Raw genomic sequence first — 25,324 nt, 5'->3', positions numbered from 1 at the left:
GACATGAGGATCTGGATAACAACACTTGTTGCTGTTGTCGCGCTTTCGGGCGCGGCAGGGGCCGATGAGACAGCTGTTCAGATTGGTGATGCAGAGAGAGGCGCGGATATATTCCGCGCCTGTTCTATTTGTCACGATGTCGGGCAGGGGGCCAAACACCGGGTTGGCCCGCATCTGAACGGGATTTTCGATCGCTCGGCAGCGGGGTTTGACGATTTCAAGTATTCCAAGGGGATCATCCGGGCCCGGCGCGATGGGTTGATCTGGGATCTTGCACGGCTTGATGCCTATATCGAAAACCCCAAGGCCCTGGTCAGCGGCACGCGGATGAACTTCCGCGGCATCAAGGATCCGCAGGACCGCCACGATGTGCTGGCCTATCTGCGGCAGTTCTCGGCCAGTCCGCAGGATATCCCCGAAGCCGCACCGACGGCGCTGAAGCGGGAGATCGAACTGGATGACACTGTTCTTTCGATAGAGGGGGATGCCGATTATGGAGAGTATCTCTCCACCGAATGCACCACCTGTCATCAGATTGGCGGCGACTATGATGGTATACCGGTGATCACCGGATGGCCTCAGGAGGATTTCGTCATCGCCATGCACGCCTACAAGCAGAAGATCCGCCCACATCCGGTCATGCAGATGATGGCTGGACGGCTCGCGGACGAGGAAATCGCTGCATTGGCTGCCTATTTTGCCGCGCTGGAGTGATGCTCCGGCGCTTTGTTTTTTCAATGGGAGGAGAACTCAAATGACAATTGACAGACGCAGCCTTCTGGGCGCTGGCGTTGCGGCGGCAGCCGCGCTGCAGGCCCCCATGGTGCTTGGTCAGACGCGTCCGCGTGTTGTGGTCGTGGGCGGCGGGGCAGGCGGTGCAACCGCGGCCCGCTACATCGCCAAGGGCGCCAAGGGGGCGATCGACGTCACATTGGTCGAGCCGAGCCGCAGCTACTACACCTGCTTCTTCTCGAACCTCTACATCGGCGGCTTTCGCGAGCTTTCCAGCATCGCCCACAGCTATGGCACATTGGCCAGCGAATACGGCATCAACGTGGTGCATGACTGGGCAACCGGCATCGACCGGGATGCCCGCACCGTCAGCCTTGCCGGGGGCGCCTCGCTGCCCTACGACCGTTTGATCCTGTCGCCGGGCATCGATTTCATCGATGGCGCGGTCGAAGGCTGGGATGTCAGCGCCCAGAACAAGATGCCACATGCCTATAAGGCCGGGTCGCAGTCCGAACTGCTGAAGGCGCAGATCGAAGCCATGCCCGAGGGCGGTACCTTTGTCATGGTCGCGCCGCCCAATCCCTATCGATGCCCGCCGGGACCCTATGAGCGGGTGTCCATGGTGGCGCATGTGCTGAAAGAGCGGAACCCCACGGCCAAGATCATCGTGGCGGATCCCAAGCCGAAGTTCTCGAAAATGGCGCTGTTCCAGGAAGGCTGGGCCAACCACTATGACGGGATGGTCGAATGGATCGGTCCTGATTTCGGCGGTGGCATTGTCTCGGTGAACCCGGATGCCATGACGGTCAACATCGATGGCGAAGACGTGAAGGCGGATGCCTGCAACGTCATCCCGGCGATGAAGGCGGGCCGCATCTGCGAGATGGCCGGGATCACCGAGGGCAACTGGGCGCCGGTCGATGGCCGCACCATGCAAAGCCGCATCGACGAGAACATCCATGTGCTGGGCGATGCCTGCGCGCAAGGCGACATGCCGAAATCCGGCTTCTCCGCCAACAGCCAGGCCAAGGTGGCCGCGATGGCGGTGCGCGCGGCATTGACCGACTCCAAGATGTTCCCGGCCAAATTCTCCAACACCTGCTGGTCGCTGATCGGCACCAATGACGGGGTGAAGGTCGGCGCCACCTATGAGGCGACCGAGGAGAAGATCGCCAAGGTCGATGGTTTCATTTCTCAGACAGGTGAGGATGCCGAACTGCGCCAGGCCACCTATGAGGAAAGCATCGGCTGGTACGCGGGGATCACCAAGGACATGTTTGGCTGACCTTTAGCAGGCATTCCACACCACTGATTTAAACAAAGGGCGCTCGTTGCAGCGCCCTTTGTCTTGTGCGGCGCAGGGAGACCCTGATTGGCAGGAACGAGGGATCAATTGATAGCATATGGTTATATCGGCGATCAATAAAAATAACTTATATTTATTGGATGGGCTAGTTAGAATGTTTCTAGGTTTAAGGAGGGAGTGTTCTTCGGTTTCGATTCCATCCGGTCTGGCTTTTCTGGACAGCGCTGGGGGGAAATATGCCGAACCAAGAGGGGATCTGGCATCGGCTATGCCTGCGCCGATCACCCGGCAGCACTTTGCTCTGAATGAAGACCAAGACCGGCGTCCCCCGCATGGGGCCCGGGCCACGACAGATACGAACGTAGCTTTGATCGGAGAGAGACATGGACGGAAATGATATCCCCAGCGGCGGCAAATGCCCTGTCATGCATGGTGGCACCACCACCTTTGGCGCGCGCGTCAACAGTGACTGGTGGCCGAACCAGCTGAACCTGCGCATCCTGCATCAGAACTCGGCCAAGTCCGACCCGATGGGCCAGGATTTTGACTATGCCGAGGAATTCAAGAAGCTCGACCTGAAGGCGCTGAAAGAAGACCTTTATGCGCTGATGACCGACAGCCAGGACTGGTGGCCGGCGGATTATGGCCACTATGGCGGCCTGTTCATCCGTATGGCATGGCATAGCGCAGGCACCTACCGGACCGGCGATGGCCGTGGGGGCGGCGGAACCGGTCAGCAGCGTTTCGCACCGCTTAACAGCTGGCCGGACAACGGCAACCTCGACAAGGCGCGCCGCCTGTTGTGGCCGATCAAGCAGAAGTATGGCAACCAGATCTCTTGGGCCGACCTGATGATCCTGGCAGGCAACTGCGCGCTGGAATCCATGGGCTTCAAGACCTTCGGATTTGCCGGTGGCCGTGCTGACGTCTGGGAGCCGGAAGAGGACATCTACTGGGGCGCCGAGGAAGAATGGCTGGCCACATCCGATAAGGACAACAGCCGCTATTCTGGTGATCGCGAGCTGGAAAACCCGCTGGCTGCCGTGCAGATGGGCCTGATCTACGTGAACCCCGAAGGCCCCGATGGCAACCCGGACCCGGTCGCCTCTGGCCGCGACGTGCGCGAGACCTTCGCCCGCATGGCGATGAACGACGAGGAAACCGTTGCGCTGACCGCCGGTGGTCACACTTTCGGCAAGATGCACGGTGCCGGTGATGCGGCTCATGTCGGCGCCGAGCCGGAAGCCGCGCCGATGGAGGCGATGGGTTTTGGCTGGCTGAGCGACTACAAGTCCGGCAAGGGCCGTGACACCATCACCTCGGGCCTGGAAGGCGCCTGGACCTCGAACCCGATCAAGTGGGACAACGGCTATTTCGACGTCTTGTTCAAATACGAGTGGGAAAAGGTCAAAAGCCCCGCCGGTGCCTGGGTCTGGACTCCGAAGGACATCCAGGAAGAGGACATGGCGCCCGATGCGGAAGACCCCTCGAAGAAGGTGCCGATCTTCATGTCCACCGCCGACATGGCGATGCGCATGGATCCCGCCTATGAGAAGATCTCGCGCCGCTTCCACGAGAACCCCGAAGAGTTCGCCGATGCCTTTGCCCGCGCCTGGTTCAAGCTGACCCACCGCGACATGGGCCCCAAGGCCCGCTACCTTGGCGCCGAGGTTCCGGCCGAAGACCTGATCTGGCAGGATCCGATCCCGGCAGTCGATCATGCAGTGATCGAGGCGGCGGATATCGCCGAGCTGAAGGCGAAGATTGCCGAAAGCGATCTGAGCATCTCGGAACTGGTCTCCACCGCCTGGGCCTCGGCCTCCACCTTCCGTGGCTCGGACATGCGCGGCGGTGCAAACGGCGCCCGTATTCGCCTGGCGCCGCAGAAGGACTGGGAAGCCAACCAGCCGGAACAACTGGCCCGCGTGCTGGGTGTTCTGGAAGGGATCCAGGGCTATTTCAACGCCGATCGCACCGACGGCAAGAAGGTGTCGCTGGCCGATCTGATCGTGCTGGGTGGTTCTGTCGGTATCGAACAGGCCGCCAAGGCGGCTGGTCAGGACATCGAGGTTCCCTTCACCCCGGGCCGCATGGACGCAAGCGCCGAGCAGACCGATGTGGAGTCCTTTGAAGTGCTGGAGCCGGTTGCCGATGGCTTCCGCAACTACCAGAAGACCCGCTTCACCGTTGCGCCCGAGGAAATGATGCTGGACAAGGCACAGCTTCTGACCCTGACCGCGCCGGAAATGACCGCTCTGGTCGGTGGCCTGCGGGTTCTGAACACCAACGTGGGTAAGACGGCGCATGGCGTGTTCACCGACAAGCCTGAAACCCTGACCAACGACTTCTTCGTCAATGTTCTGGACATGGCAACCGAATGGAAGCCGGTATCCGAGGATGCGCAGGAGTTCGAAGGCCGCGACCGCGCCAGCGGCGAGGTGAAATGGACCGCGACCCGTTGCGATCTGGTCTTTGGTTCCAACTCGCAGCTGCGCGCCCTGGCCGAGGTCTACGCCCAGTCCGACAACGGCGGTAAGTTCGTCAGCGACTTCGTCGCGGCCTGGACCAAGGTGATGAACGCGGATCGCTTCGATCTGAAGTGATCAACGCCATCTAAAACAAGAGCGCCCCGGACCCGTGCCGGGGCGTTTTTCTTTGCAGGCATCGGATTTGCCAAGCCAGGTTCAGGACCAGCCCTTGCGGAAGAAATGTGGGCTGGCGCCGAACTTGCGTTTGAACTGACGCGAGAAATGCGTGGTGCTGTTGAAGCCCGAGGCCAGGGCGATCTCGGTCACCGACATCGAGGTTTCATTCATCAGCGCAAAGGCATGGCTGAGGCGCATGTCGCAATAGACCTGCATCGGGCTTTGATTGAGGTAGCGGGAAAACAACCGCTCCAGCTGGCGGCGCGAGATATCCAGCTGGGTGCAAAGATCGCCGATCTGCAAGGGTTCCTCGATCGATTCCTGCATCAGTTGCAGCGCGTTGAGCAGGCGCTGGTTACGGCTGCCGATGGCGACGGCAAAGTTGGATTTCTGCGGTGCGGCCTGGCCGCCCGACCGCACATGCAGGCACATGTCGGCCACGATGATGGCAAGCTGCTTGCCATGGCGCGCCTCGATCAGGTTCAGCATCAGGTCGGTCGCCGCATTGCCGCCGCCGCAGGTCATCAATGACCCTGAGATTTCAAAGGTATTGCCGGTGGGGGCAAGCCGGGGGAAACGCTCGATGAAGCCAGGCTGGTTTTCCCAGTGCAGGGTAAAGGCCTGGTCCTTGATCAGCCCCGCCTGGGCCAGGGCAAAGGCGCCGGTGCAGATGCCGCCGATGGCCCGGCCAAAGCGGTTTTCGCGACGCAGCCAGTTGAGCGTGGCCTCTCCGGCGCTGCTTTGCGGCTCCACCCCCGCACAGACAAAGCCAAGGCTGTCGGCGGGTAGGGGGCAAAGCGCCATATCGGGGGTGATGGTCATCCCGTTGGAGCATTTGATCGGCGCGCCGTCCTCGGTCATCACGAACCAGCGGTAAAGCCGGGTGTTGGTCACCTGGTTGGCAATCCGCAAGGGTTCGATGGCGGCGGCCACCGGCAGCATGGTGGCCTTGTTCAGCAACAGGAAATAGAAATCCTGTGGCGCCCCGTCAAAGGGCAGGTCCAGCTTGGCAGCCGCACCTTTCTGAACAAAGCTGTCATCTGTCATGGCGCGGATCCGTGGCCGGTCAGGTTTTTTGTTTGTTAGTTCAGACTGTGGCAGACAGGCCCGGAAATTACGACAGGCAAGCCCCGAATTGCGACGTGTCCCGGGCGCCGCAGGGAGGGCACGGCCTTCCGTAAATTCTATGTGCGCCCCTTGCAGCCCTTTTGGGGGAACACTAAGACTCAGGTAACACATGCTCCGCTATGATGCCGGGCATAATCCAACGCAGGCAGGTTCGAATGATTGATCCAACAGAAACATACATGAACACTCTGGTGCCCATGGTGGTCGAACAGACCAGCCGGGGTGAGCGCGCCTATGATATCTTCTCGCGCCTGCTGAAAGAGCGTATCATTTTCCTCAATGGTCCCGTGCATGACGGTATGAGCTCGCTGATCGTTGCGCAGCTTTTGCACCTTGAGGCCGAGAATCCCTCCAAGGAAATCTCGATGTACATCAACTCGCCGGGTGGCGTGGTGACCTCGGGCCTGTCGATCTATGACACCATGCAGTACATCAAGCCCAAGGTTTCGACCCTGGTGATCGGCCAGGCGGCCTCGATGGGCTCGCTTTTGCTGACTGCGGGTGAGCCGGGCATGCGTTTCTCGCTGCCGAACTCCCGCGTGATGGTGCACCAGCCCTCGGGCGGCTACCAGGGCCAGGCAACCGATATCATGATCCACGCCGAGGAGACGCTGAAGCTGAAGCGCCGCCTCAACGAGATCTACGTGAAGCACACCGGTCAGAAATACGAGAAGATCGAAAGCGCCTTGGAGCGCGACAACTTCATGTCGCCGGAAGAGGCGAAGGCCTTTGGCCTGATTGATGAAATTGTTGAAAATCGCGCCAAGGGTGACGAAGATATCAGCTGATCCCGGGTTTGACCGGGCGTTGTGTGCCCCAAATGGATAGGGGCACACTTTGACATTGTGACCGCTTGAGCAGTGTCTTAAGCTGTCAAAAAGGCGGGGTCAGGCGCGCAGCCAAGGCCCGCCGGAGCGGACTGAAAGGTAGATCATGGCAACGAACTCAAGCGGCGACAGCAAGAACACGCTTTACTGCAGCTTCTGCGGCAAGAGCCAGCATGAGGTGCGCAAGCTGATTGCAGGGCCGACCGTGTTCATTTGCGACGAATGCGTCGAGCTGTGCATGGACATCATCCGCGAAGAGACCAAGGCATCGGGCCTGAAGGCCACCGATGGCGTACCCACCCCCAAGGACATCTGCGAAGTTCTGGACGATTACGTGATCGGTCAGGCCACCGCGAAACGCGTCCTGTCGGTGGCGGTGCACAACCACTACAAGCGGTTGAACCATGCGCAAAAGGCCTCCAACGATATCGAGCTGGCGAAATCCAACATCCTGCTGATCGGCCCCACCGGCTGCGGCAAGACCCTGCTGGCGCAGACCCTGGCGCGCATTCTGGATGTGCCCTTCACCATGGCTGACGCCACCACGCTGACCGAAGCCGGTTACGTCGGCGAAGACGTGGAGAACATCATCCTGAAGCTGCTGCAGGCGTCGGAATACAACGTCGAACGTGCGCAGCGCGGCATCGTCTATATCGACGAGGTCGACAAGATCACCCGCAAGTCGGAAAACCCCTCGATCACCCGCGATGTCTCAGGCGAGGGCGTGCAGCAGGCCCTGCTGAAGCTGATGGAAGGCACCGTGGCTTCCGTTCCGCCGCAGGGCGGGCGCAAGCATCCGCAGCAGGAATTCCTGCAGGTGGACACCACCAACATCCTGTTCATCTGCGGCGGCGCCTTTGCCGGTCTGGACCGGATCATCGCGCAGCGTGGCAAGGGCTCTGCCATGGGCTTTGGCGCCGATGTGCGTGACAATGATGATCGCGGCGTGGGCGAAATCTTCCAGGATCTGGAACCCGAAGATCTGCTGAAATTCGGCCTGATCCCGGAATTCGTCGGCCGTCTGCCGGTTCTGGCAACGCTGGAAGATCTGGACGAGGATGCCCTGGTCACCATCCTGACCAAACCCAAGAATGCGCTGATCAAGCAGTATCAGCGTCTGTTCGAGCTGGAAGACACCGAGCTGGACTTCACCGAAGAGGCTCTGAGCGCGATTGCCAAGAGGGCGATCGAACGCAAGACCGGCGCCCGTGGCCTGCGCTCGATCCTGGAAGACATCCTGCTGGATACGATGTTTGATCTGCCGGGCAAGGGCAATGTCACCAAGGTTGTGGTCAATGAAGAGGCCGTGGGCTCCGACGCCCAGCCCTTGATGATCTACGCCGATGAAAAGGAATCCGCCTCGGCTGGCTGATCCGCCGATCATCGTTCAAAGTTTTGGAAGGGCGAGCACCAGACCGGTGTTCGCCCTTTTCATTTCTGTGCCGAGAACTCTTGAGAGTCGCTGTAAGCCGTGCTTTTCAATACGAGACTTCATCAAGGAGACGAGGCAATGATCAAGCGCATTTCATCGGGCGGCGAATTCGAGAAGAAGGTCGGCTATTGCCGGGCCGTTGTGGCGGGCGGTTTCGTGCATGTGGCGGGCACCGTCGGCCAGGGAGAGGATGTTGTCTCCCAGTGCCGCTCTGCCCTCGCGATCATCGAAAAGGCCCTGGCAGAGGCGGGCGCCTCTTTTGCTGATGTGGTGCGGGTGAACTACTACCTGCCGCTGGCTGCCGAGTTCGCACCCTGCTGGCCGGTGCTGGCGGAAACCTTCGGCGCCAATCCGCCTGCGGCCACCATGATCGAATGCGGGCTGATCGACCCCAGGTACCGCATCGAGATCGAGGTGACCGCCGTGGCGCCCTCTGCCGGCTAGCCCCTGGTTGACAGGTCGGTTGCGCGGGCATAGCGTTCCGGCAGGCCGCCACGGCCTGCCGCTCGCGCCGGATCTCGGCTTGGTGAACGTGGCACGTTGACGACAGCCTTCCTTGGATGTTTTGGCGGAACAATGGCAATGCGGGCACCGTTTCACGATCCGTCGATGCAAAAAGGACAGGCGCAATGCGCGATTTCACCGATTCCAAATCCATGGCCAAAACCCTGCGGTCGGGTCTTGCCGCACAGGGGATAGATATTCCCCATGCGCTGGCGCTTGAACTGGTGGCCCAGCAGTTCGGCGCTGCCGATTGGAACACCCTTTCCGCCCGCATAGGCGCCTATCGAGCGCAGCCCCTGGTCAAGCCGGTGATCCCGGTGATCCGCAGTTTCGACGAGGACAAGGCCCGTGAGTTCTACCTTGGGTATCTCGGCTTTGCGGTCGACTGGGAACATCGGTTTGCGCCGGACCTTCCCCTATATATGCAGGTCTCACGCTCCGATTGCCTGTTGCACGTCACCGGCCATCATGGCGATGCGACCCCAGGCGGGCGCAGCTTCATCCGCATCGAGGGGATCAAGGCCTTCCACGGCGAACTCAAGGCCAAGCACTACCCGAACCTCAATCCGGGGCTGGATCGCAAGCCCTGGGGGCTTGAGGTGAACCTCACCGATCCATTTGGAAACCGCCTGACATTCTGCGAACAGCGCGGTCAGGACGGAAATTGAGGCCCCTGGGCGGCGGCTTGATACCGATGGTCAACCAATGACCGCGTTGTCACTGGACCTTGGCTGGAATTTGCGCCATATCAGGGGCAACATCTTCGGAGGCACCCATGGGAATCCTGAACACTCTTCTGCGCGCCGTGACCTGGTGGAACGGCCAGACGCTGAACACCGCGATCTATACCCGCCGCAAGGGGGTCAAGGTCGGCGAGGATGATCAGGGCAACGTGTTTTACCGCACGGCCGATGACAGCCGCCGCTGGGTGATCTTCAACGGCGAAGTCGAAGCTTCGCGGGTCAGCCCCGACTGGCACGGCTGGCTGCACCGCACCTTTGACGAGGTGCCCAGCGAAAAGCCCCTGGCGCATAAATCCTGGGAAAAGCCGCATCAGGAAAACCTGACCGGTACTGCCATGGCCTATGCCCCGACGGGCTCCATCCGCCGTGGTGGCGAGCCCAAGCAGCGCAGCGATTACGAGGCCTGGGTGCCGGAATAAGCCGACGCACCCGACAGCGGCCCCACATCACTTCGAATTAGGCAGGCGATATGTCTCATAACACCACAGAGGTTCTTGCAGGTGGCGTTGTCGTCGCGGCGGCGCTGGCCTTTGCCATCTATGCCGGGCAGGCGGCAGGCCTCTCCGGCGGCGGCGCGGGATATCCGCTGACCGCGTCCTTCCGCTCGCTCGAAGGCGTGACGGTTGGCACCGATGTGCGCCTGGCCGGCGTGAAGATCGGCACCGTGACCGGGGTGGAACTGAACCCGGAGACTTTTCGCGCCGATACGCGCTTCAGCGTCAGCGAAGGGATCGTGATCCCCGATGACAGCTCTGCCGTGATATCTTCCGAAGGGCTGCTGGGCGGTAACTTCGTCGAGATCATGCCCGGTGGCTCGCCCTATAACCTGGAGCCGGGTGAAGAGATTCTGGACACCCAAGGGGCCGTCAGCCTGATCTCCCTGTTGGTGAAATTCGTCGCCGGAGGGGACGACAGCACCGGGGAAGACCAGTGATCCTGAAGGGGCTGGCATCGCGGCTCTGCCTTGCGGCGGGCATCTGCGCTCTGGCCCCGTTTGCTGTGGCGCAGGAACAGGGGGCAGCCCCCGGGGCGGCGGCCTCTGGGTCTGCTGCACTGATGCGCGGGCTGGACAAGGTCAACGGTCGTACCGTCGATGTCGAGGTGCCGGTCGGCGGAACGGCTGAGATCCTGGGTCTTATGGTCACATTGGGCGAATGCCGCTATCCGGCCGACAACCCGACTGGCGATGCCTATGCCTATGTCACGGTGCGTAGCCCGCAGGATGCCCAGGTCCATTTCGAGGGATGGATGATCGCCTCCAGCCCGGCGCTGAACGCGCTGGACCACAACCGTTATGATGTCTGGGTCATTCGCTGCAAAAGCAACTGAGGGCTGGGGATCTCAGGGGCTCTGAAATCGCCCTGTAGCTCCAGCGCATCGCGCAACCGGCGCTGATAGGCAGCCCGGCTGATCTCAATCGCCCCGAGCGAGGCCAGATGAGCGGTCAAAAACTGCGTGTCGCACAAGGCAAATCCCCCCTGACGCAGCCGATCCAGCAGATAGGCAAGCGCCACCTTTGACGCGTCTCGTGCGCGGGAGAACATGCTTTCGCCAAAAAAGGCACCACCCAGGGCGACGCCATAGACGCCGCCGACCAATTCACCCGCCTGCCGGATCTCCAGCGAATGGGCATGCCCCATGTGGTGCAGATCCAGATAGCGGTCAAAGATCTCGGCGTTGATCCAGGTGTCCGGGCGATCGGCACATCCGGTGACCACGCCGCCGAAATCCCGGTTGATGGTGACCTCGAAACCGCCATTGCGGATCCGTTTGGCCAGCGAGCGCGAGATATGGAACCCATCGAGGGGAAGAATGCCACGCCGTTTTGGATCGACCCAGAAGACTTCGGGATCGTCGCGGTGTTCGGACATCGGGAAGACGCCGACGGAATAGGCATGCAGCAGAAGTTCGGGGGAAAGGCTCATACGGTCGGCCCCGGTTGCCTCTGTTTGGTTCGCCGCGTCCGTGGCTGTTGCAGGAGGCGAGACGATAGGAAGGAAGCAGGGCGGGTCTGGAACGCGCCCTGCCGGGGCCTTAACCGGCCAAGTTTTCGTCCAGCCAGCGTTCCAGCCAGTGGATGTTGTAGTCGCCTGTCAGGACATCGCGTTCCTGCAGTAGCGCGTGGAACAGGGGCACGGTGGTGTCCACACCGTCCACGATCAGCTCTCCCAGGGCGCGGCTCAGACGCGCCAGTGCCTCGGGACGGTCACGTCCGTGCACGATCAGCTTGCCGATCAGGCTGTCGTAATAGGGCGGGATCGAATAGCCGTCATAAAGCGCCGAATCCATCCGCACGCCCAGACCGCCCGGCGCGTGAAACGCAGTGATCTTACCCGGGCAGGGGGTGAAGTTCGGCAGTTTCTCGGCGTTGATGCGTACCTCGATGGCATGACCGTTGATCACCAGGTCGTCCTGCGTGAAGGACAGCGGTTGACCGGCGGCGACGCGGATCTGTTCGCGCACCAGGTCGACGCCGAAGATGCCTTCGGTGACCGGGTGTTCCACCTGCAGGCGGGTGTTCATCTCGATGAAATAGAACTCGCCATCCTCATAGAGGAACTCGACGGTACCCGCCCCGGAATACCCCATCTTGCCGATGGCGTCGGCGCAGATCTTGCCGATTTTTTCGCGTTCTTCAGGGGTGATGGAGGGGCCAGGCGCCTCCTCGAAGACCTTCTGGTGACGGCGCTGCAGCGAGCAGTCGCGCTCGGCCAGATGCAGGCCTGTACCCTTGCCGTCGCCAAAGACCTGAACCTCGATGTGACGGGGCTTCTGGAGATATTTCTCCATATAGACCTCGTCATTGCCAAAGGCCGCCTTGGCCTCGGACCGGGCGGTGGAGAAGGCAACTTCCAGCTCGGCCTCGGTGCGCGCGACCTTCATGCCGCGTCCGCCGCCGCCGGCGGTGGCCTTGATGATCACGGGGTAGCCCATGTCGCTGGCCGCCGCCTTGGCAGTTGCGAGATCCGGTACGCCACCGTCCGAACCGGGCACCACTGGAATGCCAAGCTCCTTGGCGGTTTCCTTGGCGGTGATCTTGTCACCCATGATACGGATATGGGCGGCGGAGGGGCCGATGAAGGTCAGCCCGTGATCTTCGACGATCTGCACGAAATTGGCGTTTTCCGACAGGAAGCCATAGCCGGGATGGATCGCCTGGGCGCCGGTGATCTCGCAGGCCGAGATGATCGCGGGGATCGAAAGGTAGCTTTGGGCACCGGCGGGCGGGCCGATGCAGACCGATTCGTCTGCCATGCGTACATGCATCGCATCCGCATCGGCGGTGGAATGCACGGCGACCGACTGGATGCCCATCTCGCGGCAGGCCCGGATCACGCGCAGGGCGATCTCGCCACGGTTGGCAATCAGGATCTTGTCAAACATGGGCAGATCCTTACTCGACGATGACCAGGGGGGATCCGAACTCCACGGCGGCGCCGTCTTCGACCAGGATACGCTTGACGGTGCCGGATTTCGGCGCCGGGATGTGGTTCATGGTCTTCATGGCTTCGACGATCAGCAGGGTGTCGCCTTCACTGACGCTGTCGCCGACCTTGATGAAGGAGGGCGCGCCGGGTTCCGGCTGCAGGTAGACCGTGCCGACCATGGGCGAGGTCACGGCCCCGGGGTGGCTGGCGGGATCTTCGGCGGCCTCAGCAGCGGCGGGGGCGGCGGCAGGTGCCGCTGCGGGCGCGGCAGCCGCAGGGACAGCGGCGACGGTCTGAACCGGGGCCGCTGCGGCAACAACGGTCTGGCGCGACACGCGCACATTCAGGCTGTCATCCTCGCCATAGTCCCGTTTGACCTGGAGTTCGGTCAGATCGTTTTCGCGCAGCAGCTCGGCCAGCGCCTTGATGAATGCCACGTCAGCTTCGTGCGTTTTTTCTGTCATTTTGTCCTCAGCCGGTTCCGCCAAGCCTGCGAAGATGTCGCAGGCGGCAAATCAGATGCGCTTATAGGCCAAGCTTTACCACAAGGAAAGCGCCGCCGTTCATGCGGTGTTGTCGTGCCTTCAACATGGGGGCGGCGGCAAGGATTCGCAATCATGGAACCGGAGATTGCGCGAGCTTTGTGCGCCGCCTATAGCGGCATGCCGGTCAGCTTTGCCACCAGTTCGGGCAGTTTGCGGGCGCCGAATTTCTCGAGCAGATGCGCCCGGTGGGTTTCGATCGTGCGGTAAGAGAGATCCAGCTTGGCGCCGATCTCCTTCGCGGACAAGCCCTTGCAGGTGAGGATCGCGACCTCCCGCTCGCGCGGGGTGAGGCTGACGACGGGGCGATCATCGGAGATATCGGCAAAGGACCAGACCCCGGTTTGAAAGGGCGCCTCGGGGGACACCGAACGCCCCCGCACCCGGCACCAGAACAATTCGCCCGAGCGCCGCCGCATGATGCGTTCGTCACTGTAGCTGCCGGTGCGGTGCTCTTCTTCCTGCAACAGGGCGCCGATGCGCTGAAACTCTTCCCGCGTGGGGTAGAGATCCGCGATGAGGAGATCCTCATATTCGCCGGGGGTGCCGCCAAAGGTGGCGGCAAATTGCAGGTTGCAGCGCTTGATCACACGGCTTTCCAGCACGGCGAGGCCCACGGGGGCATGGTCAAAGGCGATATCTGTCATGGCTCCTTTTAACCGGGTATTTTTGCGGAATTGAAGGGGGCAGGGCCGCGTGACAGGGTGAATGTGTCGTCAGAAGCACCGGCGGCATGGGAGGAATGAAATGAATATCGGTCTTTGGCTTTCGCGCCGGGCGGCAGCGGATGGCGCGCGCCCGGCCTTGTTTCTGGGGCAGGATCAGGTGGCGGATTACGCGAGCTTTCACGACCGCGCAGCGCGGGTTGCGGCCTGGCTGATCGGCAAGGGGATCCAGCCCGGTGATCGGGTTGCGATCTTCATGAAGAATTGCCCGGAGTACCTGATCACGCTTTATGGCATCTGGTATGCCGGAGCCGCCGCAGTGCCGATCAATGCCAAGCTGCACGGGCGCGAGGCGGCCTATATCCTGGCCGATTCCGGTGCACGGCTGGTCTTTACCTCGCCGGGGCTCGATGCGGCTCTGGCCGAGGCAGAGGTGGCGGTTGAGGGTGCCGATCTTTCTAGCGACGCCTATGCGGCGGCTATGGCTACGGCTCCGCTCATCGAACCGCTGCGCCGGGCGCCAGAGGATCTTGCCTGGCTGTTCTACACCTCCGGCACCACCGGCAAACCCAAGGGGGTGATGATCACCCATCGGATGCTGGTTGCGGTGTCACTTGCCTATTTCACGGATGTGGATCAGGCCACGGGTGAGGATCAGATCCTCTACGCCGCCCCGATGAGCCATGGCGCCGGTCTTTACAACATGCTGCATGTGCTGGTAGGCGCGGCCCATGTCTGCCCGGTGTCGGGCGGCTTTGACGAGGCAGAGATCTTCGACCTGGCAGAGTATTTTGGCCGGGTGCAGATGTTTGCCGCTCCCACCATGGTGACGCGAATGACCTCGGTTGCGAAACAGACCGGGCGCACCGGCCGGGGCCTGCGCACCGTGGTCTACGCGGGCGGGCCGATGTATCTGGCCGATATCATCGAGGCGGTAGATCACTTCGGCCCCATCTTCGTGCAGATCTACGGGCAGGGGGAATGCCCGATGGGGATCACCGCCCTGCCGCGCCATGACGTGATCGACCGCAGCCATCCGGACTGGCGCGCGCGCCTTGCCGGCGTGGGCCGCGCCCAAAGCCCGGTGGAGGTGCAGATCGGCACGGCTGAGGGCGAGATCCTGCCGCCGGGCAGCATCGGAGAGATCATGGTGCGCGGCGATGCGGTGATGCCGGGCTACTGGAACAACCCAAAGGCCAGCGCCGAGACCCTGAAGGACGGCTGGCTGATGACCGGCGACATGGGGGTCATGGATGCGGCGGGTTATCTGACGCTGCAGGACCGCTCCAAGGACATGATCATCACTGGCGGCTCCAACGTCTACCCGCGCGAGGTCGAGGAGGTGCTCCTGATGCATCCGGGCGTGCAGGAGGTTTCCGTCGTGGGACGCAAGCATCCCGACTGGGGTGAAGAGGTGGTGGCCTTTATCGTCGGAGATGCGTCAAGTGCTGAGCTGGACGCGCTCTGCAACGATCAGATCGCGCGGTTCAAACGGCCCAAGGCCTATATCTCCGTGCCCGATCTGCCCAAGAACAACTACGGCAAGGTCTTGAAGACCGAGCTGCGCAAGAGACTGGAGGAAAAGGCATGACGGATCTGAATGGAAAGACGGCGCTGGTCACGGGATCGGTGCAGGGCATCGGCCTTGCCATCGCAAAGGAACTGGCCGCGGCGGGTGCGCGTATCGCCGTCCACGGCATCGCGGATGCCGAAACGGCAGAGGCGGCAGTTCAAACCTTGCAGGAGGCCGGTTCGCCCGAGGCGCGGTTCTTTGCCGGAGATCTGAGCAACCCGGAAGAGATCGACAGTCTGATGCAGGCGGTCGATGCATGGGGCGGCGCCGATATCGTTGTGAACAATGCCGGTATCCAGAAGACGGCGCCTCTGGCGGAAATGCCGCGCGAGACCTGGGATGCGATCCTTGCGGTGAACCTCTCGGCGGCGTTTCACATCATGCAGGCGGCGCTGCCGGGGATGGCATCACGCGGCTATGGCCGGGTGATCAATATCGCCTCGGTCCACGGGCTGGTCGCGAGCAAGGACAAGGCGCCCTATGTGGCGGCGAAATTCGGCCTTGTGGGCCTCAGTCGGGTGGCGGCGCTCGAATATGCCAGTCAGGGCGACCGCAGCAGCGGTGGCGTCACCGTGAACTGCATCTGTCCGGGCTGGACCGAAACCGCGATCATCGAGCCGCAGGTGGCGGCGCGGGCGGCGCAGATGGGCGGGGACCGGGCGGCGGGTATTGCCGATCTTCTGAGCGAGAAACAGCCCAGCCAGCGCCTGTCCGATCCTTCGGAAATCGGCGCATTGGCGCTGTGGCTGTGCGCGCCGGTGGCCCATAACGTGACTGGAACCGCGATCCCCGTGGATGGCGGCTGGACAGCGCAGTAGCCGGGTTAGCCCAGGGGAGGTTCATCTGGGCGCTGGCCCATCAGCGTGTCGATCAAGAGGCTCATCAGTTCGGCGCGGTTCGCACTGCCCGATTTGCGGTAGATCGCGTTGAGCTGTGCCTTCACCGTGCCCTCGGCGCTGCCGCGCATCTGGGCGATCTCGCCCGTGGAAAGCCCCTTGACCAGGAAGGTCGCCACATCCCGTTCGGCGGGTGTCAGGCTCCAGGCGGTGAATTCTGCGTCGATCACCTCCTGGATGGCGCCCTGGGCGCTGCGCAGGCTGTGTTCCAGGTGGGCCTTGCGCCGCAACAGCCACATCAGGATCCGCCCTTCCACCACGATGGCGGCGATCAGCCCGAAGGTGGCGATGGCTTCGAGAAAGGCATGGCGGCCCTCGGTTTCCATCGCGTCGGGCATCCAAAGGTCCGCCACGATATCGCCCAGGAAGATCGCCGCACAGATGGACTGCACGACGATCAGGGCGATCAGGACGGTGGGTTTGGCTGGATCAGTATTGAGGGGGATCACGGGCTGCGCTCCGTCTCGGGTGTCGGCATCTCCTTGTAGCCGGTGATCATCGCCCGCGCCAGATTGACCCTTGTGCGGCGGCTTTCGAAAATGACCGCGCCCACGTGCAGCAGCACAGAGATCTCGGCCCAGGTGACCAGAGCCTCATGCAGGTCTTCCGGCCATTCGGTGCCCCAGAACATGTCGGTGGTCATCAGGTAACCGCTCGACCCGATGCCGATGAGGCTGAGCAGCAGGTTGTAGATCATCAAGGCCCCAAGCGGGGAGTGCCCCTTGTGGGCATGGCCGCGCCCGGTTGCGATCTCAGTGAGCTGCGCCACGGCGCCGGACGGGCTGGGCGGAAAGCTGGTGAACCGGGCATACCGGCTGCCGAAGAGCCCCCAGACCAGGCGCAACAGCACCAGCGCCACCACGAGGTAGCCAAGGTTTTCATGCAGCTTGGCCTCCGGATCGGTGATCACGGCGTTCAGCAGGAAGAGGACCACAAGCGACCAGTGAAACAGCCGCACCAGCGGATCCCAGACATAGAAACGTTGCATGGCAAGGCTCTCCTGTTGCGGTACGGGGCAGGGCGACGACCGCCGCGCCTGCCTGCTCCGTGCGTTAGTAGGATCAGTCTTCCTTGATCCGGATGATCTCCATCTTGTCGTTCATGTAGATCTCCAGTTTCTTGCCGTCCTTCAGCGCATAGGCCTCGTAGAGCCCGTCTTCTGTCTCGATCTTGCGCACCTCATAGCCCTGTTCGGTGAGGGTGGCGCGGATCTGGGCCTCAACCTCGGCGCTGGGTTTGCCATCCGAGGCGAGGGCGGCCACCGGGATCATGAGGGTCAGGGCGAGGATCTGTGCGGAACGTGCGAACATCGGGTGTCTCCTTGATGTGGTTTCGGCGCGCAGCTGTGATGCTGGCCGTGACACCGATATCGGCGGTACGGCAGGAGATCTGAAATAGGCGTGGCGGTGGAAAACGGGAGAAACGGCCTTCGTATAACCCCGGTTTACGAGGCCGGGACGTCCTATGGGACAAAAAAGGGCCGGTTCACATGGAACCGACCCTCAAGGGATCCGCACCAGCAAAACAGCCAGTGCGACGGGGAGTAATTCGATCAGATCGCCAGGTATTCGGCGCGCAGTTCGGCGTTTTCCAGAACCTCCGATGCGGTGCCGTCAAAGACGATTCCGCCGGTGTCCAGGATCACGGCACGATCCGCCAGTTCCAGCGCGCGCACGGCGTTCTGTTCCACCAGGATCGTGGTCATGCCCTGTTCCTTGATGTGGATGAGGGTCTTTTCGATCTCATCCACGATCACCGGCGCCAGACCCTCGTAGGGTTCATCAAGCAAGAGCACCTTGATGTCACGGGCCAGGGCCCGGGCAATCGCGAGCATCTGCTGTTCACCACCCGACAGGGTGACGCCTTCCTGCTTGCGCCGCTCGCCCAGGCGCGGAAACAGGTCATAGAGGCGCTCAATCGACCAGCCGATGGGCGGCGCGATCTGGGCCAGCTGCAGGTTCTCCTCGACCGTGAGGCCGGGGATGATGCGGCGATCCTCGGGCACCAGGCCCAGACCGGCGGCGGCGGCTTCATGGCTCGACATGTTGTGCAGCGGCTGGTGGTCCAGCCAGATCTCGCCATGGGTCACCTGCGGATCACCGATGCGCGCGATCGAGCGCAGGGTCGAGGTCTTGCCCGCGCCGTTGCGGCCCAGGAGCGCGAGGATCTCGCCCTCGTGGACGTTGAAGTTGATGCCCTGCACGATGTAGCTCTCGCCATAATAGGCGTGCATGTCCCAGACCGACAGGAAGGCCGGAGCCGTGGTCGCCTGGTTGGCGTTCTTGGAGAAATCCGGTTTGACGTTCATCTGTCTCTCTCCTTATGCGCTTTCGCCCAGATACGCTTCGCGTACCTTGGGATTGCCGCGGATGTTCTGCGGGTCGTCCTCGACCAGGGGGGTGCCCTGGGCCAGAACTGTGATCCGGTTGGCAAGGCTGAACACCACGTGCATGTCGTGTTCGATGATGGCGATGGTGATGTCGCGCTCTTCCGAGATCTGTTTCAGCAGATCGATGGTGTTGTTGGTATCGGCCCGCGCCATGCCGGCGGTGGGTTCATCCAGCAACAGAAGACGCGGTTCCTGGGACAGGCACATGCCGATCTCAAGACGCCGCTTGTCACCGCGCGACATGGCGGCGGCATGCATGTGCCGCTTGTCCGCCATGTTCATCTCAACCAGCATCTGCTCGGCCTTCTCCAGCACATCCTTCTGCTCCGAGATCGAGCGGATGGCGTTCAACTCGAACGCACCGTCCCGTTTTGCAAAGCAGGGGATCAGCATGTTTTCCATCACCGTGAGATCGCCAAAGATCTCGGGTGTCTGGAACACGCGGGAAATGCCCATCTGGTTGATTTCATAAGGCGCGCGCCCCAGCACGGACTGGCCGTCGAACATCACCGATCCGGTGTCGGGGATCAGCTTGCCGACGAGGCAGTTCAAGAGGGTCGACTTGCCCGCCCCGTTCGGGCCGATGATGGCATGAACGGAGTTTTCCTTGACGCTGAGGTTCACATCCGACAGCGCCTGAAGGCCGCCGAACCGCTTACCTACGTTTTTGACTTCTAGGATACCCATTGGTCAGTCTCCTTATTCCGCAGGTTCGGTTTTGTTGCCGGTCGAGCCCTGGCCGGACTTGCGCTGTTTGGCCCAGGCCGCGATGCGCTGACCACCTTCGACCAGACCGCCGGGCAGGAAGATCACAACCATCATGAACAGGATGCCCAGTGTCAGGTGCCAGCCCTTGCCGATGAAGGGGTAAAGGACGGCGACGATGAAATCCTCAAGCCCATCGGGCAGGAAGGCGAACCATTCGTGCAGGATGGTGGCGTTGATCTTGGAGAAGATGTTCTCGAAGTACTTGATGAAACCCGCGCCCAGAACCGGGCCGATCAGGGTGCCGGCACCGCCAAGGATGGTCATCAGAACAACCTCACCCGAAGCGGTCCACTGCATGCGCTCGGCACCTGCCAGCGGGTCCATCGAGGCCATCAGACCACCGGCGAGACCGGCATACATGCCCGAGATCACAAAGGCCGCAAGCGTGTAGGGACGGGTGTTCAGACCGGTGTAGTTCATCCGCTGCTGGTTCGACTTCACCGCCCGCAGCATCATGCCGAAGGGCGAGCGGAAGATGCGGATGGCGAGGTAGAAGGCGGCGATCAGCACCAGCGCACAGAAGTAGTAGCCGATGTTGAAGGTGAAGACCCAGCTGCCGATGGCGAGATCAAAGCTGTCGCGCATCTCCAGGCCAAAGAGGCCCGGCACCGGGATGTTGCCTTCTGCCGTCTGGCTCTGGCCAAGGATCCGAGGATCGTCGAGCGCCAGCTGCAGGCCGGTTTCACCGCCGGTGATCGGCGTCAGCACCGAATAGGCCAGGGCGAACATCATCTGCGCAAAGGCCAGCGTCAGGATCGAGAAGTAGATGCCCGAGCGCCGCAGGCTGACAAAGCCGATGAGCAGCGAGAACAGGCCGGCCACGATCACCGACAGGATGATGGCGGGGATGACGTTCATGCTCAGCAGTTTGAACATCCAGACCGCCGCGTAGGAGCCGACCCCCAGGAAGGCCGCGTGTCCGAAGGACAGGTAGCCGGTGAGGCCGAACAGGATGTTGAAGCCGATGGCGAAGATCCCGAAGATCACGAAACGCTGCATCAGGTCGGGGTAGCCCGCGTTGAACTGCGCCATGGCGCTGTCGGCGGGGAAGGGGTTCAGGATGAAGGGGGCGAACAGTGTCAGCACCGCCACTGCGATCAGCAGGGTAAGATCGGATTTTTCCAGATTACGCATTGTCTTAGTCCTCCATCACGCCTTTACGGCCCATCAGGCCACGCGGACGGGTCAGCAGAATGATGATGGCGACCAGATAGATGATGACCTGGTTGATGCCCGGGATGATGTCGATGACTTCGCGCATGGAGGCAAAGCTCTCGAGGACCCCCAACAGGAAGCCTGCCAGAACCGCACCGGGCAAAGAGCCCATGCCGCCGACAACCACCACCACGAAGGAGAGCACGAGGAAGTCCATGCCCATGTGATAGTTGGGTGAGTTGATCGGCGTGTACATGACACCGGCAAGCCCCGCCACGGCGGCAGCAATGCCGAACATGATGGTGAAACGACGGTCGATGTTGATGCCCAGAAGGCCGACGGTCTCGCGGTCGGCCATGCCTGCGCGCACAACCATCCCGAAGGTGGTGAACTGCAGGAAGGCAAAGACGCCACCGATGATCACGGCTGCAAAGGCGAAGTAGATGATCCGCCAGTAGGGGTAGATGATGATATTGGGATCAAAGCCGATCATCGCGCCGAAATCGAGCGAGCCCTTGAAGGCCTCGGGGGCCGGGGTCGGGATCGGGTTTGCGCCGTAGAAGTATTTGATCACTTCCTGCAGCACGATGGCGAGGCCGAAGGTCACCAGGATCTGGTCCGCATGGGGGCGCTTGTAGAAGTGCTTGATCAGCCCGCGTTCCATGATGACCCCCACCAGGATCATGATCGGGATCGCAAACAGCACCGAAAGCGGCACCGCCCAGTCTATGATGGCATCGCCAGTGGATACTCCGAAGATGTCGTGCACGTAGGGTACGTCCACTTTCAGCGGATTGCCGAGGAAGTCTTTCTGGGTTTCGTCGATGATCGTGTGGCTCAGTGTCAGGATACGGCTCAGCGTCACTGCACAGAAGGCACCGATCATGAACAGGGCGCCATGGGCGAAGTTCACAACGCCCAATGTGCCGAAGATAAGTGTTAGCCCCAGCGCAATCAGCGCATAGGCCGAGCCCTTGTCGAGCCCGTTCAGGATTTGAAGGATTATGGCGTCCATTGTCCCACCCTTGGAAAGTGTGAGTGCATAAAGCGAAAATGCCCGGGGAGAGGGCGTCTTTGGGGGAAGTGGTCAAAGAGGGCGGGGGCCGTCAGAAAAGAGAGCCCACCGCCCGTTTGTACACGTTCAGTTCAAGGCGCGGAGATTAGGCGCCGTTGTTGCAGGTACCCAGAGCACCGCCTGCGAACTGCGGGTGGTTCGGATCATAGGTGACCTGAGCCGCCGGGGTGACTTCCACGATCTCCAGAAGGTCGAATTCGGAGGTCGGGTTCTCTTTACCCTTCACGACCAGCACGTCCTTGAAGCACTGGTGGTCGGCGCCACGATAGAGCGTCTTGCCGTTGCCCAGACCGTCGAACTCGAAGTCTTCCAGTGCTTCGGCAACCGCGCAGGGTGCGAAGGAGCCGGCGCGTTCACAGGCGTCAGCATAGAGCAGGGTCTGCACATAGGTGGTGTGTGCGGCCTGGCTCGGCGGGAAGCCGTATTTGGTGCCGAAGGATTTCACGAAGGCCTTGGAGCCTTCATCCTGCAGCGACCAGTGCCAGTTGGTGGAGCCGAAGATGCCCTTCACGTTGGCGCCCGCACCCTTTGCCATCAGGCGGGAGTAGAGCGGAACCACGATCTCGAACTGCTTGCCGTTGACGATCTTGTCGCGCAGGCCGAACTGAACCGCGTTGGTCAGCGAGTTCACCATGTTGCCGCCATAGTGGTTGAGAACCAGAACGTCGGCGCCGGACTGCAGAACCGGTGCGATATAGGACGAGAAGTCGGTCTGCGTCAGCGGAGTCTTCACTGCTGCGACGGTTTCCCAGCCCATGGCCTCGGTCGAGGAGCGCACGGCTTCTTCGGTGGTGTAACCCCAGTTGTAGTCCGCGGTCAGGTGATAGGCCTTGCGGTCTGCGCCATAGGCGTTCTTCAGAACCGGTGCCAGTGCTGCGCCGGACATGTAGGAGTTGAAGAAGTGGCGGAAACCGTTGGCGCGCTTGTCCTTGCCGGTGGTGTCGTTGGAGTGGGTCAGACCCGCCATGAAGATCACGCCGGCTTCCTGGCACAGCGCCTGCACGGCCACGGCCACGCCGGAGCTGGAGCCGCCGGTGATCATGATGGCGCCGTCTTTTTCGATCATCGACTTGGCCGATGCGCGGGCGGCGTCGGATTTGGTCTGGGTGTCGCCGGTGACGTATTTGACTTCCTTGCCGAGGATGCCGTTCCCTTTCAGCGCCTTGGAGCTGAAGGTGTTCATCATGCCGCCGTCGCCGCCGCCGTTCAGGTGCTCAACCGCCAGCTGGTAGGCGCGCAGTTCGTCGGCGCCTTCGTCAGCATAGGGGCCGGTCTGCGGCACGTTGAAGCCGAGGGTTACGGTGCTGCCGGTCGGCTCGTTGGTGTAGGCATGCGCGCTTTGCGCGGTGAAGATCGTCGGCAGTGCCACGCCGGCACCCATCAGCGCACCGGACTTCAGTACCCCGCGACGCGAGACATCAGATTTGGACATATAATCCTCCCTTAAGTTTTTAACGCCAGGCAGCTCCTCACTTCCGCGCGGCGTTGGCACGGTTTTCGTGCAAAATCAGTATGAGGGCAGCTTGTAAAATCGCGCAATAAATCCCTTGTAAATCAGAGTTATTGTGTAAATAAATGAACAGTATTCCGTGGTGTGCTGTAAACTTTTTTATGCCGCGTCGCGGAAAGCCTTTGAAAAACGGTTGTTTTGGGAAAAGCCTGCAATGACACGGGATACGCTGACTGGCAGCAGAATTCGCGAGCGCCGACTCATCCTGGGGATGCGTCAGGCGGAACTGGCCCGCGCGGCAGGGATTTCCGCATCCTATCTCAATCTGATCGAACACAACCGCCGCAGAATCGGCGGCAAGCTTCTGGTGGATATCGCACAGGTGCTTGGGGTTGAACCTTCAATGCTGAGCGAAGGGGCGGAAGCGGCCCTGATCGCCAGCCTGCGCGAGGCGGCAGTGGACAGTGGCGTGCCGGTGGTCGAACTGGATCGGGCCGACGAACTGGCCGGTCGGTTCCCGGGCTGGGCCGAGGTCCTGTCCTCCAGTCACCGGCGGATCGCCACATTGGAGCGCACGGTGCAGACCCTGTCGGACCGGCTCACCCATGACCCCAATCTGGCGGCCTCGCTGCACGAGGTCCTGTCCACCGCGGCGGCGATCCGCTCTACCGCCTCCATCCTGGCGGAAACCGGCGAGTTGGAGCCGGAATGGCGCGACCGGTTCCACAAGAACCTCAACGAGGATTCGCTGCGCCTCGCCGAAAGCAGCCGCTCGCTGGTCAGTTTCCTGGATGAAAGCAACACCGGAGCCGACCGTCGTGGCGTGCCCCATGAGGAGGCTGAAGCCTATTTCCTGACCGAAGGCTATCATTTTCCGGAACTGGAAACCGGTGCGGCGACCCCCGAGGATCTGGTCGCCGGGGCGCCGGATCTGGTCAGCGATGCGGCACGTCTGATCGCGCGCGGTGCCTTGGAGCAGTATCAGCGCGACGCCCGGCTCTTGCCGCTGGAGCCGTTGCGGGTGGCCTTGCAGGAGCATGGCGTGCGGCCCGGGCTGCTGGCCCGTCAGTTCGGATGTGATCTGCCGACGGTGCTGCGCCGCATCGGGTTGCTGCCCTTTGATGTCTTGGGGCAAGAGGCCGGGCTGGTCATTTGCGATGCCTCGGGGTCAATCCTGGTGCGTAAACCCGTGACTGGCTTTGCGCTGCCGCGGTTCGGGGCCTCCTGTCCCCTTTGGCCGATCTACACGGCGCTGTCGCGGCCGCATGTGCCGGTGCGGCGCAATGTGGTGCAACAGGGTCGCTCGGCGCTGGCCTTTGAATGCCTGGCCGTGGCCTGGGAGCGCACGACACCGGATTTTGACAGCGATCCCCTCTATCATGCGGTGATGCTGATCCTGCCGCAAAGCGAGGTGCCGGAGGGGGCGCAACCGGTCGGGGCAAGTTGCCGGATCTGCCCGCGGCGCGGCTGTTCGGCCCGCCGCGAGCCGTCGATCCTGAAGGAAGAGTTTTGACAGCCGGAGGGCTGCGAGGGTAGTCTGGCGCGAAGTTGACGTATGCGCTGGGGTCAAATTGGCCGGGGGAGCGGCGCAGGGAGGACATTCTGCCAATGAGCAGACACGTGATTCTGATTGAGGATGAGCCCAATATCACCGAGGCGATCCGGTTTCTCCTGACGCGCGACGGCTGGAGTGTGGATGCCCATGCAGATGGCACCGACGCCGTGCAGGTCATCGAGGCGGCGGCGCCGGATCTGGTGATTCTGGATCTGATGCTGCCGGGCAAGAGCGGCCTGGAAATCATCCGCGAGCTGCGGGACATCGACCGTTTGAAGACCCTGCCGGTGCTGATGCTCACTGCGCGGGGGCAGATGAAGGACCGGGAGATGGCCGAGCGGGCCGGTGTCACCCGCTTCATGACCAAACCTTTTTCCAACGCCGAGGTTCTGACGGCGGTGCGGGATCTGCATGCCCAGGCCAGCCGCGGATGACCCTGCCGTGGATGACACTGGAGGCGGTCTACACTGGATCTGCGCTGCCGATACGTCCCGCTCCGGCTGAATGGAGC

27 protein-coding genes are annotated in these 25,324 nt (G+C 61.9%); 14 read left to right on the top strand and 13 right to left on the bottom strand.

What is annotated here, in order from left to right:
* Positions 1–3: 3 nt before the first annotated feature.
* The 3 genes from PXK01_RS01570 (at position 4) to katG (ending at position 4,641) form a co-directional block, all read left to right on the top strand.
* The gene (locus PXK01_RS01570; protein ID WP_274858584.1) at positions 4–714 is read left to right on the top strand and encodes a c-type cytochrome; all 711 of its coding nucleotides are present in this window, start codon (positions 4–6) and stop codon (positions 712–714) included.
* A gap of 40 nt (positions 715–754) precedes the next feature.
* On the top strand, positions 755–2,017 hold the full coding sequence (locus PXK01_RS01565) for an NAD(P)/FAD-dependent oxidoreductase (protein WP_274858582.1): 1,263 nt from the start codon (positions 755–757) through the stop codon (positions 2,015–2,017).
* Between the two features lie 404 nt (positions 2,018–2,421).
* A complete protein-coding gene (katG, locus tag PXK01_RS01560) occupies positions 2,422–4,641 on the top strand; it encodes a catalase/peroxidase HPI (RefSeq protein WP_274858580.1) in 2,220 nt (739 codons plus the stop codon).
* Positions 4,642–4,722: 81 nt separating this feature from the next.
* On the opposite strand, the gene PXK01_RS01555 is transcribed toward katG, so the two are convergent.
* Entirely contained in the window at positions 4,723–5,730 is a 1,008-nt protein-coding gene (locus PXK01_RS01555) for a GlxA family transcriptional regulator (RefSeq protein ID WP_274847898.1), read from the bottom strand.
* Positions 5,731–5,966: 236 nt separating this feature from the next.
* Between PXK01_RS01555 and PXK01_RS01550 the strand changes: the two genes are divergently transcribed.
* The 7 genes from PXK01_RS01550 to PXK01_RS01515 all read left to right on the top strand — a co-directional run bounded on the left by PXK01_RS01550 (position 5,967) and on the right by PXK01_RS01515 (position 10,646).
* A complete protein-coding gene (locus tag PXK01_RS01550) occupies positions 5,967–6,599 on the top strand; it encodes an ATP-dependent Clp protease proteolytic subunit (protein ID WP_274847899.1) in 633 nt (210 codons plus the stop codon).
* A gap of 145 nt (positions 6,600–6,744) precedes the next feature.
* Positions 6,745–8,010 carry an ATP-dependent Clp protease ATP-binding subunit ClpX gene (clpX, locus tag PXK01_RS01545; protein WP_274847900.1) on the top strand — a complete coding sequence of 422 codons (1,266 nt, stop codon included), beginning with the start codon at positions 6,745–6,747 and terminating at the stop codon, positions 8,008–8,010.
* 138 nt (positions 8,011–8,148) lie between these two features.
* On the top strand, positions 8,149–8,514 hold the full coding sequence (locus PXK01_RS01540) for a RidA family protein (RefSeq protein WP_274858578.1): 366 nt from the start codon (positions 8,149–8,151) through the stop codon (positions 8,512–8,514).
* Positions 8,515–8,699: 185 nt separating this feature from the next.
* Entirely contained in the window at positions 8,700–9,242 is a 543-nt protein-coding gene (locus PXK01_RS01530; protein ID WP_342456171.1) for a glyoxalase superfamily protein, read from the top strand.
* Between the two features lie 107 nt (positions 9,243–9,349).
* A complete protein-coding gene (locus PXK01_RS01525; RefSeq protein WP_274858576.1) occupies positions 9,350–9,736 on the top strand; it encodes an NADH:ubiquinone oxidoreductase subunit NDUFA12 in 387 nt (128 codons plus the stop codon).
* A gap of 50 nt (positions 9,737–9,786) precedes the next feature.
* The gene (gene mlaD / locus PXK01_RS01520; RefSeq protein ID WP_274847905.1) at positions 9,787–10,251 is read left to right on the top strand and encodes an outer membrane lipid asymmetry maintenance protein MlaD; all 465 of its coding nucleotides are present in this window, start codon (positions 9,787–9,789) and stop codon (positions 10,249–10,251) included.
* A 50-nt stretch (positions 10,252–10,301) separates the two neighbouring features.
* Positions 10,302–10,646: a DUF2155 domain-containing protein gene (locus PXK01_RS01515; protein WP_446728366.1), complete on the top strand. Its 345-nt coding sequence runs from the start codon at positions 10,302–10,304 to the stop codon at positions 10,644–10,646.
* Here PXK01_RS01515 and aat read toward each other — a convergent pair.
* The 4 genes from aat to PXK01_RS01495 form a co-directional block, all read right to left on the bottom strand.
* Positions 10,610–11,242, bottom strand: coding sequence for a leucyl/phenylalanyl-tRNA--protein transferase (gene aat, locus PXK01_RS01510; RefSeq protein WP_274858575.1), 633 nt, complete (start codon positions 11,240–11,242; stop codon positions 10,610–10,612). The two genes, PXK01_RS01515 and aat, sit on opposite strands and share 37 nt — an antisense overlap.
* A 109-nt stretch (positions 11,243–11,351) precedes the next feature.
* On the bottom strand, positions 11,352–12,701 hold the full coding sequence (gene accC / locus PXK01_RS01505; RefSeq protein ID WP_274858573.1) for an acetyl-CoA carboxylase biotin carboxylase subunit: 1,350 nt from the start codon (positions 12,699–12,701) through the stop codon (positions 11,352–11,354).
* Positions 12,702–12,711: 10 nt separating this feature from the next.
* Positions 12,712–13,209, bottom strand: a complete 498-nt coding sequence (accB, locus tag PXK01_RS01500) for an acetyl-CoA carboxylase biotin carboxyl carrier protein (protein ID WP_274847908.1) — start codon at positions 13,207–13,209, stop codon at positions 12,712–12,714.
* A 188-nt stretch (positions 13,210–13,397) separates the two neighbouring features.
* A complete protein-coding gene (locus PXK01_RS01495; RefSeq protein WP_274847909.1) occupies positions 13,398–13,934 on the bottom strand; it encodes a LuxR C-terminal-related transcriptional regulator in 537 nt (178 codons plus the stop codon).
* A gap of 100 nt (positions 13,935–14,034) precedes the next feature.
* Between PXK01_RS01495 and PXK01_RS01490 the strand changes: the two genes are divergently transcribed.
* Positions 14,035–15,543: a class I adenylate-forming enzyme family protein gene (locus PXK01_RS01490; protein ID WP_274858571.1), complete on the top strand. Its 1,509-nt coding sequence runs from the start codon at positions 14,035–14,037 to the stop codon at positions 15,541–15,543.
* The gene (locus PXK01_RS01485; RefSeq protein WP_274847911.1) at positions 15,540–16,343 is read left to right on the top strand and encodes a 3-hydroxybutyrate dehydrogenase; all 804 of its coding nucleotides are present in this window, start codon (positions 15,540–15,542) and stop codon (positions 16,341–16,343) included. Before PXK01_RS01490 ends, PXK01_RS01485 begins: the two co-directional genes overlap by 4 nt.
* Positions 16,344–16,348: 5 nt before the next feature.
* On the opposite strand, the gene PXK01_RS01480 is transcribed toward PXK01_RS01485, so the two are convergent.
* The 8 genes from PXK01_RS01480 to PXK01_RS01445 form a co-directional block, all read right to left on the bottom strand.
* Positions 16,349–16,870, bottom strand: coding sequence for a helix-turn-helix transcriptional regulator (locus PXK01_RS01480; RefSeq protein ID WP_342455865.1), 522 nt, complete (start codon positions 16,868–16,870; stop codon positions 16,349–16,351).
* Positions 16,867–17,409 (bottom strand): cytochrome b/b6 domain-containing protein, encoded by a 543-nt coding sequence (locus tag PXK01_RS01475; protein WP_274858570.1) that lies wholly within the window; start codon positions 17,407–17,409, stop codon positions 16,867–16,869. Before PXK01_RS01475 ends, PXK01_RS01480 begins: the two co-directional genes overlap by 4 nt.
* 73 nt (positions 17,410–17,482) lie before the next feature.
* Entirely contained in the window at positions 17,483–17,731 is a 249-nt protein-coding gene (locus PXK01_RS01470; RefSeq protein WP_274858568.1) for a PepSY domain-containing protein, read from the bottom strand.
* A gap of 242 nt (positions 17,732–17,973) precedes the next feature.
* A complete protein-coding gene (locus PXK01_RS01465; protein WP_274847914.1) occupies positions 17,974–18,729 on the bottom strand; it encodes an ABC transporter ATP-binding protein in 756 nt (251 codons plus the stop codon).
* A 12-nt stretch (positions 18,730–18,741) separates the two neighbouring features.
* Entirely contained in the window at positions 18,742–19,497 is a 756-nt protein-coding gene (locus tag PXK01_RS01460; protein WP_274847915.1) for an ABC transporter ATP-binding protein, read from the bottom strand.
* 12 nt (positions 19,498–19,509) lie between these two features.
* Positions 19,510–20,712, bottom strand: a complete 1,203-nt coding sequence (locus PXK01_RS01455; RefSeq protein ID WP_274858566.1) for a branched-chain amino acid ABC transporter permease — start codon at positions 20,710–20,712, stop codon at positions 19,510–19,512.
* Between the two features lie 4 nt (positions 20,713–20,716).
* Positions 20,717–21,748: a branched-chain amino acid ABC transporter permease gene (locus tag PXK01_RS01450; RefSeq protein ID WP_274847917.1), complete on the bottom strand. Its 1,032-nt coding sequence runs from the start codon at positions 21,746–21,748 to the stop codon at positions 20,717–20,719.
* A 145-nt stretch (positions 21,749–21,893) separates the two neighbouring features.
* Positions 21,894–23,240 (bottom strand): substrate-binding protein, encoded by a 1,347-nt coding sequence (locus tag PXK01_RS01445; RefSeq protein WP_274847918.1) that lies wholly within the window; start codon positions 23,238–23,240, stop codon positions 21,894–21,896.
* 232 nt (positions 23,241–23,472) lie between these two features.
* On the opposite strand from PXK01_RS01445, the gene PXK01_RS01440 reads away from it, so the two are divergent.
* Both PXK01_RS01440 and PXK01_RS01435 read left to right on the top strand, forming a co-directional pair.
* Positions 23,473–24,771 carry a helix-turn-helix transcriptional regulator gene (locus PXK01_RS01440; protein ID WP_274847919.1) on the top strand — a complete coding sequence of 433 codons (1,299 nt, stop codon included), beginning with the start codon at positions 23,473–23,475 and terminating at the stop codon, positions 24,769–24,771.
* A gap of 95 nt (positions 24,772–24,866) precedes the next feature.
* Positions 24,867–25,247 carry a response regulator transcription factor gene (locus tag PXK01_RS01435; RefSeq protein ID WP_274847920.1) on the top strand — a complete coding sequence of 127 codons (381 nt, stop codon included), beginning with the start codon at positions 24,867–24,869 and terminating at the stop codon, positions 25,245–25,247.
* Positions 25,248–25,324 lie beyond the last annotated feature (77 nt).

Source organism: Phaeobacter sp. PT47_59 (assembly GCF_028890025.1).
Classification (GTDB): domain Bacteria; phylum Pseudomonadota; class Alphaproteobacteria; order Rhodobacterales; family Rhodobacteraceae; genus Phycobacter.
This window is presented reverse-complemented; position numbering and strand designations above follow the sequence as displayed.

What these genes read in the sequence shown, in the direction of transcription:
- PXK01_RS01455 (WP_274858566.1), bottom strand. Translation starts at nt 20,712, where the DNA reads ATGCGTAATCTGGAAAAATCCGATCTTACCCTGCTGATCGCAGTGGCG.
- PXK01_RS01465 (WP_274847914.1), bottom strand. Translation starts at nt 18,729, where the DNA reads ATGAACGTCAAACCGGATTTCTCCAAGAACGCCAACCAGGCGACCACG.
- accB (WP_274847908.1), bottom strand. Translation starts at nt 13,209, where the DNA reads ATGACAGAAAAAACGCACGAAGCTGACGTGGCATTCATCAAGGCGCTG.
- katG (WP_274858580.1), top strand. Translation starts at nt 2,422, where the DNA reads ATGGACGGAAATGATATCCCCAGCGGCGGCAAATGCCCTGTCATGCAT.
- PXK01_RS01450 (WP_274847917.1), bottom strand. Translation starts at nt 21,748, where the DNA reads ATGGACGCCATAATCCTTCAAATCCTGAACGGGCTCGACAAGGGCTCG.
- PXK01_RS01525 (WP_274858576.1), top strand. Translation starts at nt 9,350, where the DNA reads ATGGGAATCCTGAACACTCTTCTGCGCGCCGTGACCTGGTGGAACGGC.
- clpX (WP_274847900.1), top strand. Translation starts at nt 6,745, where the DNA reads ATGGCAACGAACTCAAGCGGCGACAGCAAGAACACGCTTTACTGCAGC.
- mlaD (WP_274847905.1), top strand. Translation starts at nt 9,787, where the DNA reads ATGTCTCATAACACCACAGAGGTTCTTGCAGGTGGCGTTGTCGTCGCG.
- aat (WP_274858575.1), bottom strand. Translation starts at nt 11,242, where the DNA reads ATGAGCCTTTCCCCCGAACTTCTGCTGCATGCCTATTCCGTCGGCGTC.
- PXK01_RS01435 (WP_274847920.1), top strand. Translation starts at nt 24,867, where the DNA reads ATGAGCAGACACGTGATTCTGATTGAGGATGAGCCCAATATCACCGAG.
- PXK01_RS01565 (WP_274858582.1), top strand. Translation starts at nt 755, where the DNA reads ATGACAATTGACAGACGCAGCCTTCTGGGCGCTGGCGTTGCGGCGGCA.
- PXK01_RS01555 (WP_274847898.1), bottom strand. Translation starts at nt 5,730, where the DNA reads ATGACAGATGACAGCTTTGTTCAGAAAGGTGCGGCTGCCAAGCTGGAC.
- PXK01_RS01475 (WP_274858570.1), bottom strand. Translation starts at nt 17,409, where the DNA reads ATGCAACGTTTCTATGTCTGGGATCCGCTGGTGCGGCTGTTTCACTGG.
- PXK01_RS01490 (WP_274858571.1), top strand. Translation starts at nt 14,035, where the DNA reads ATGAATATCGGTCTTTGGCTTTCGCGCCGGGCGGCAGCGGATGGCGCG.
- accC (WP_274858573.1), bottom strand. Translation starts at nt 12,701, where the DNA reads ATGTTTGACAAGATCCTGATTGCCAACCGTGGCGAGATCGCCCTGCGC.
- PXK01_RS01470 (WP_274858568.1), bottom strand. Translation starts at nt 17,731, where the DNA reads ATGTTCGCACGTTCCGCACAGATCCTCGCCCTGACCCTCATGATCCCG.
- PXK01_RS01495 (WP_274847909.1), bottom strand. Translation starts at nt 13,934, where the DNA reads ATGACAGATATCGCCTTTGACCATGCCCCCGTGGGCCTCGCCGTGCTG.
- PXK01_RS01540 (WP_274858578.1), top strand. Translation starts at nt 8,149, where the DNA reads ATGATCAAGCGCATTTCATCGGGCGGCGAATTCGAGAAGAAGGTCGGC.
- PXK01_RS01460 (WP_274847915.1), bottom strand. Translation starts at nt 19,497, where the DNA reads ATGGGTATCCTAGAAGTCAAAAACGTAGGTAAGCGGTTCGGCGGCCTT.
- PXK01_RS01570 (WP_274858584.1), top strand. Translation starts at nt 4, where the DNA reads ATGAGGATCTGGATAACAACACTTGTTGCTGTTGTCGCGCTTTCGGGC.
- PXK01_RS01445 (WP_274847918.1), bottom strand. Translation starts at nt 23,240, where the DNA reads ATGTCCAAATCTGATGTCTCGCGTCGCGGGGTACTGAAGTCCGGTGCG.
- PXK01_RS01530 (WP_342456171.1), top strand. Translation starts at nt 8,700, where the DNA reads ATGCGCGATTTCACCGATTCCAAATCCATGGCCAAAACCCTGCGGTCG.
- PXK01_RS01550 (WP_274847899.1), top strand. Translation starts at nt 5,967, where the DNA reads ATGATTGATCCAACAGAAACATACATGAACACTCTGGTGCCCATGGTG.
- PXK01_RS01440 (WP_274847919.1), top strand. Translation starts at nt 23,473, where the DNA reads ATGACACGGGATACGCTGACTGGCAGCAGAATTCGCGAGCGCCGACTC.
- PXK01_RS01485 (WP_274847911.1), top strand. Translation starts at nt 15,540, where the DNA reads ATGACGGATCTGAATGGAAAGACGGCGCTGGTCACGGGATCGGTGCAG.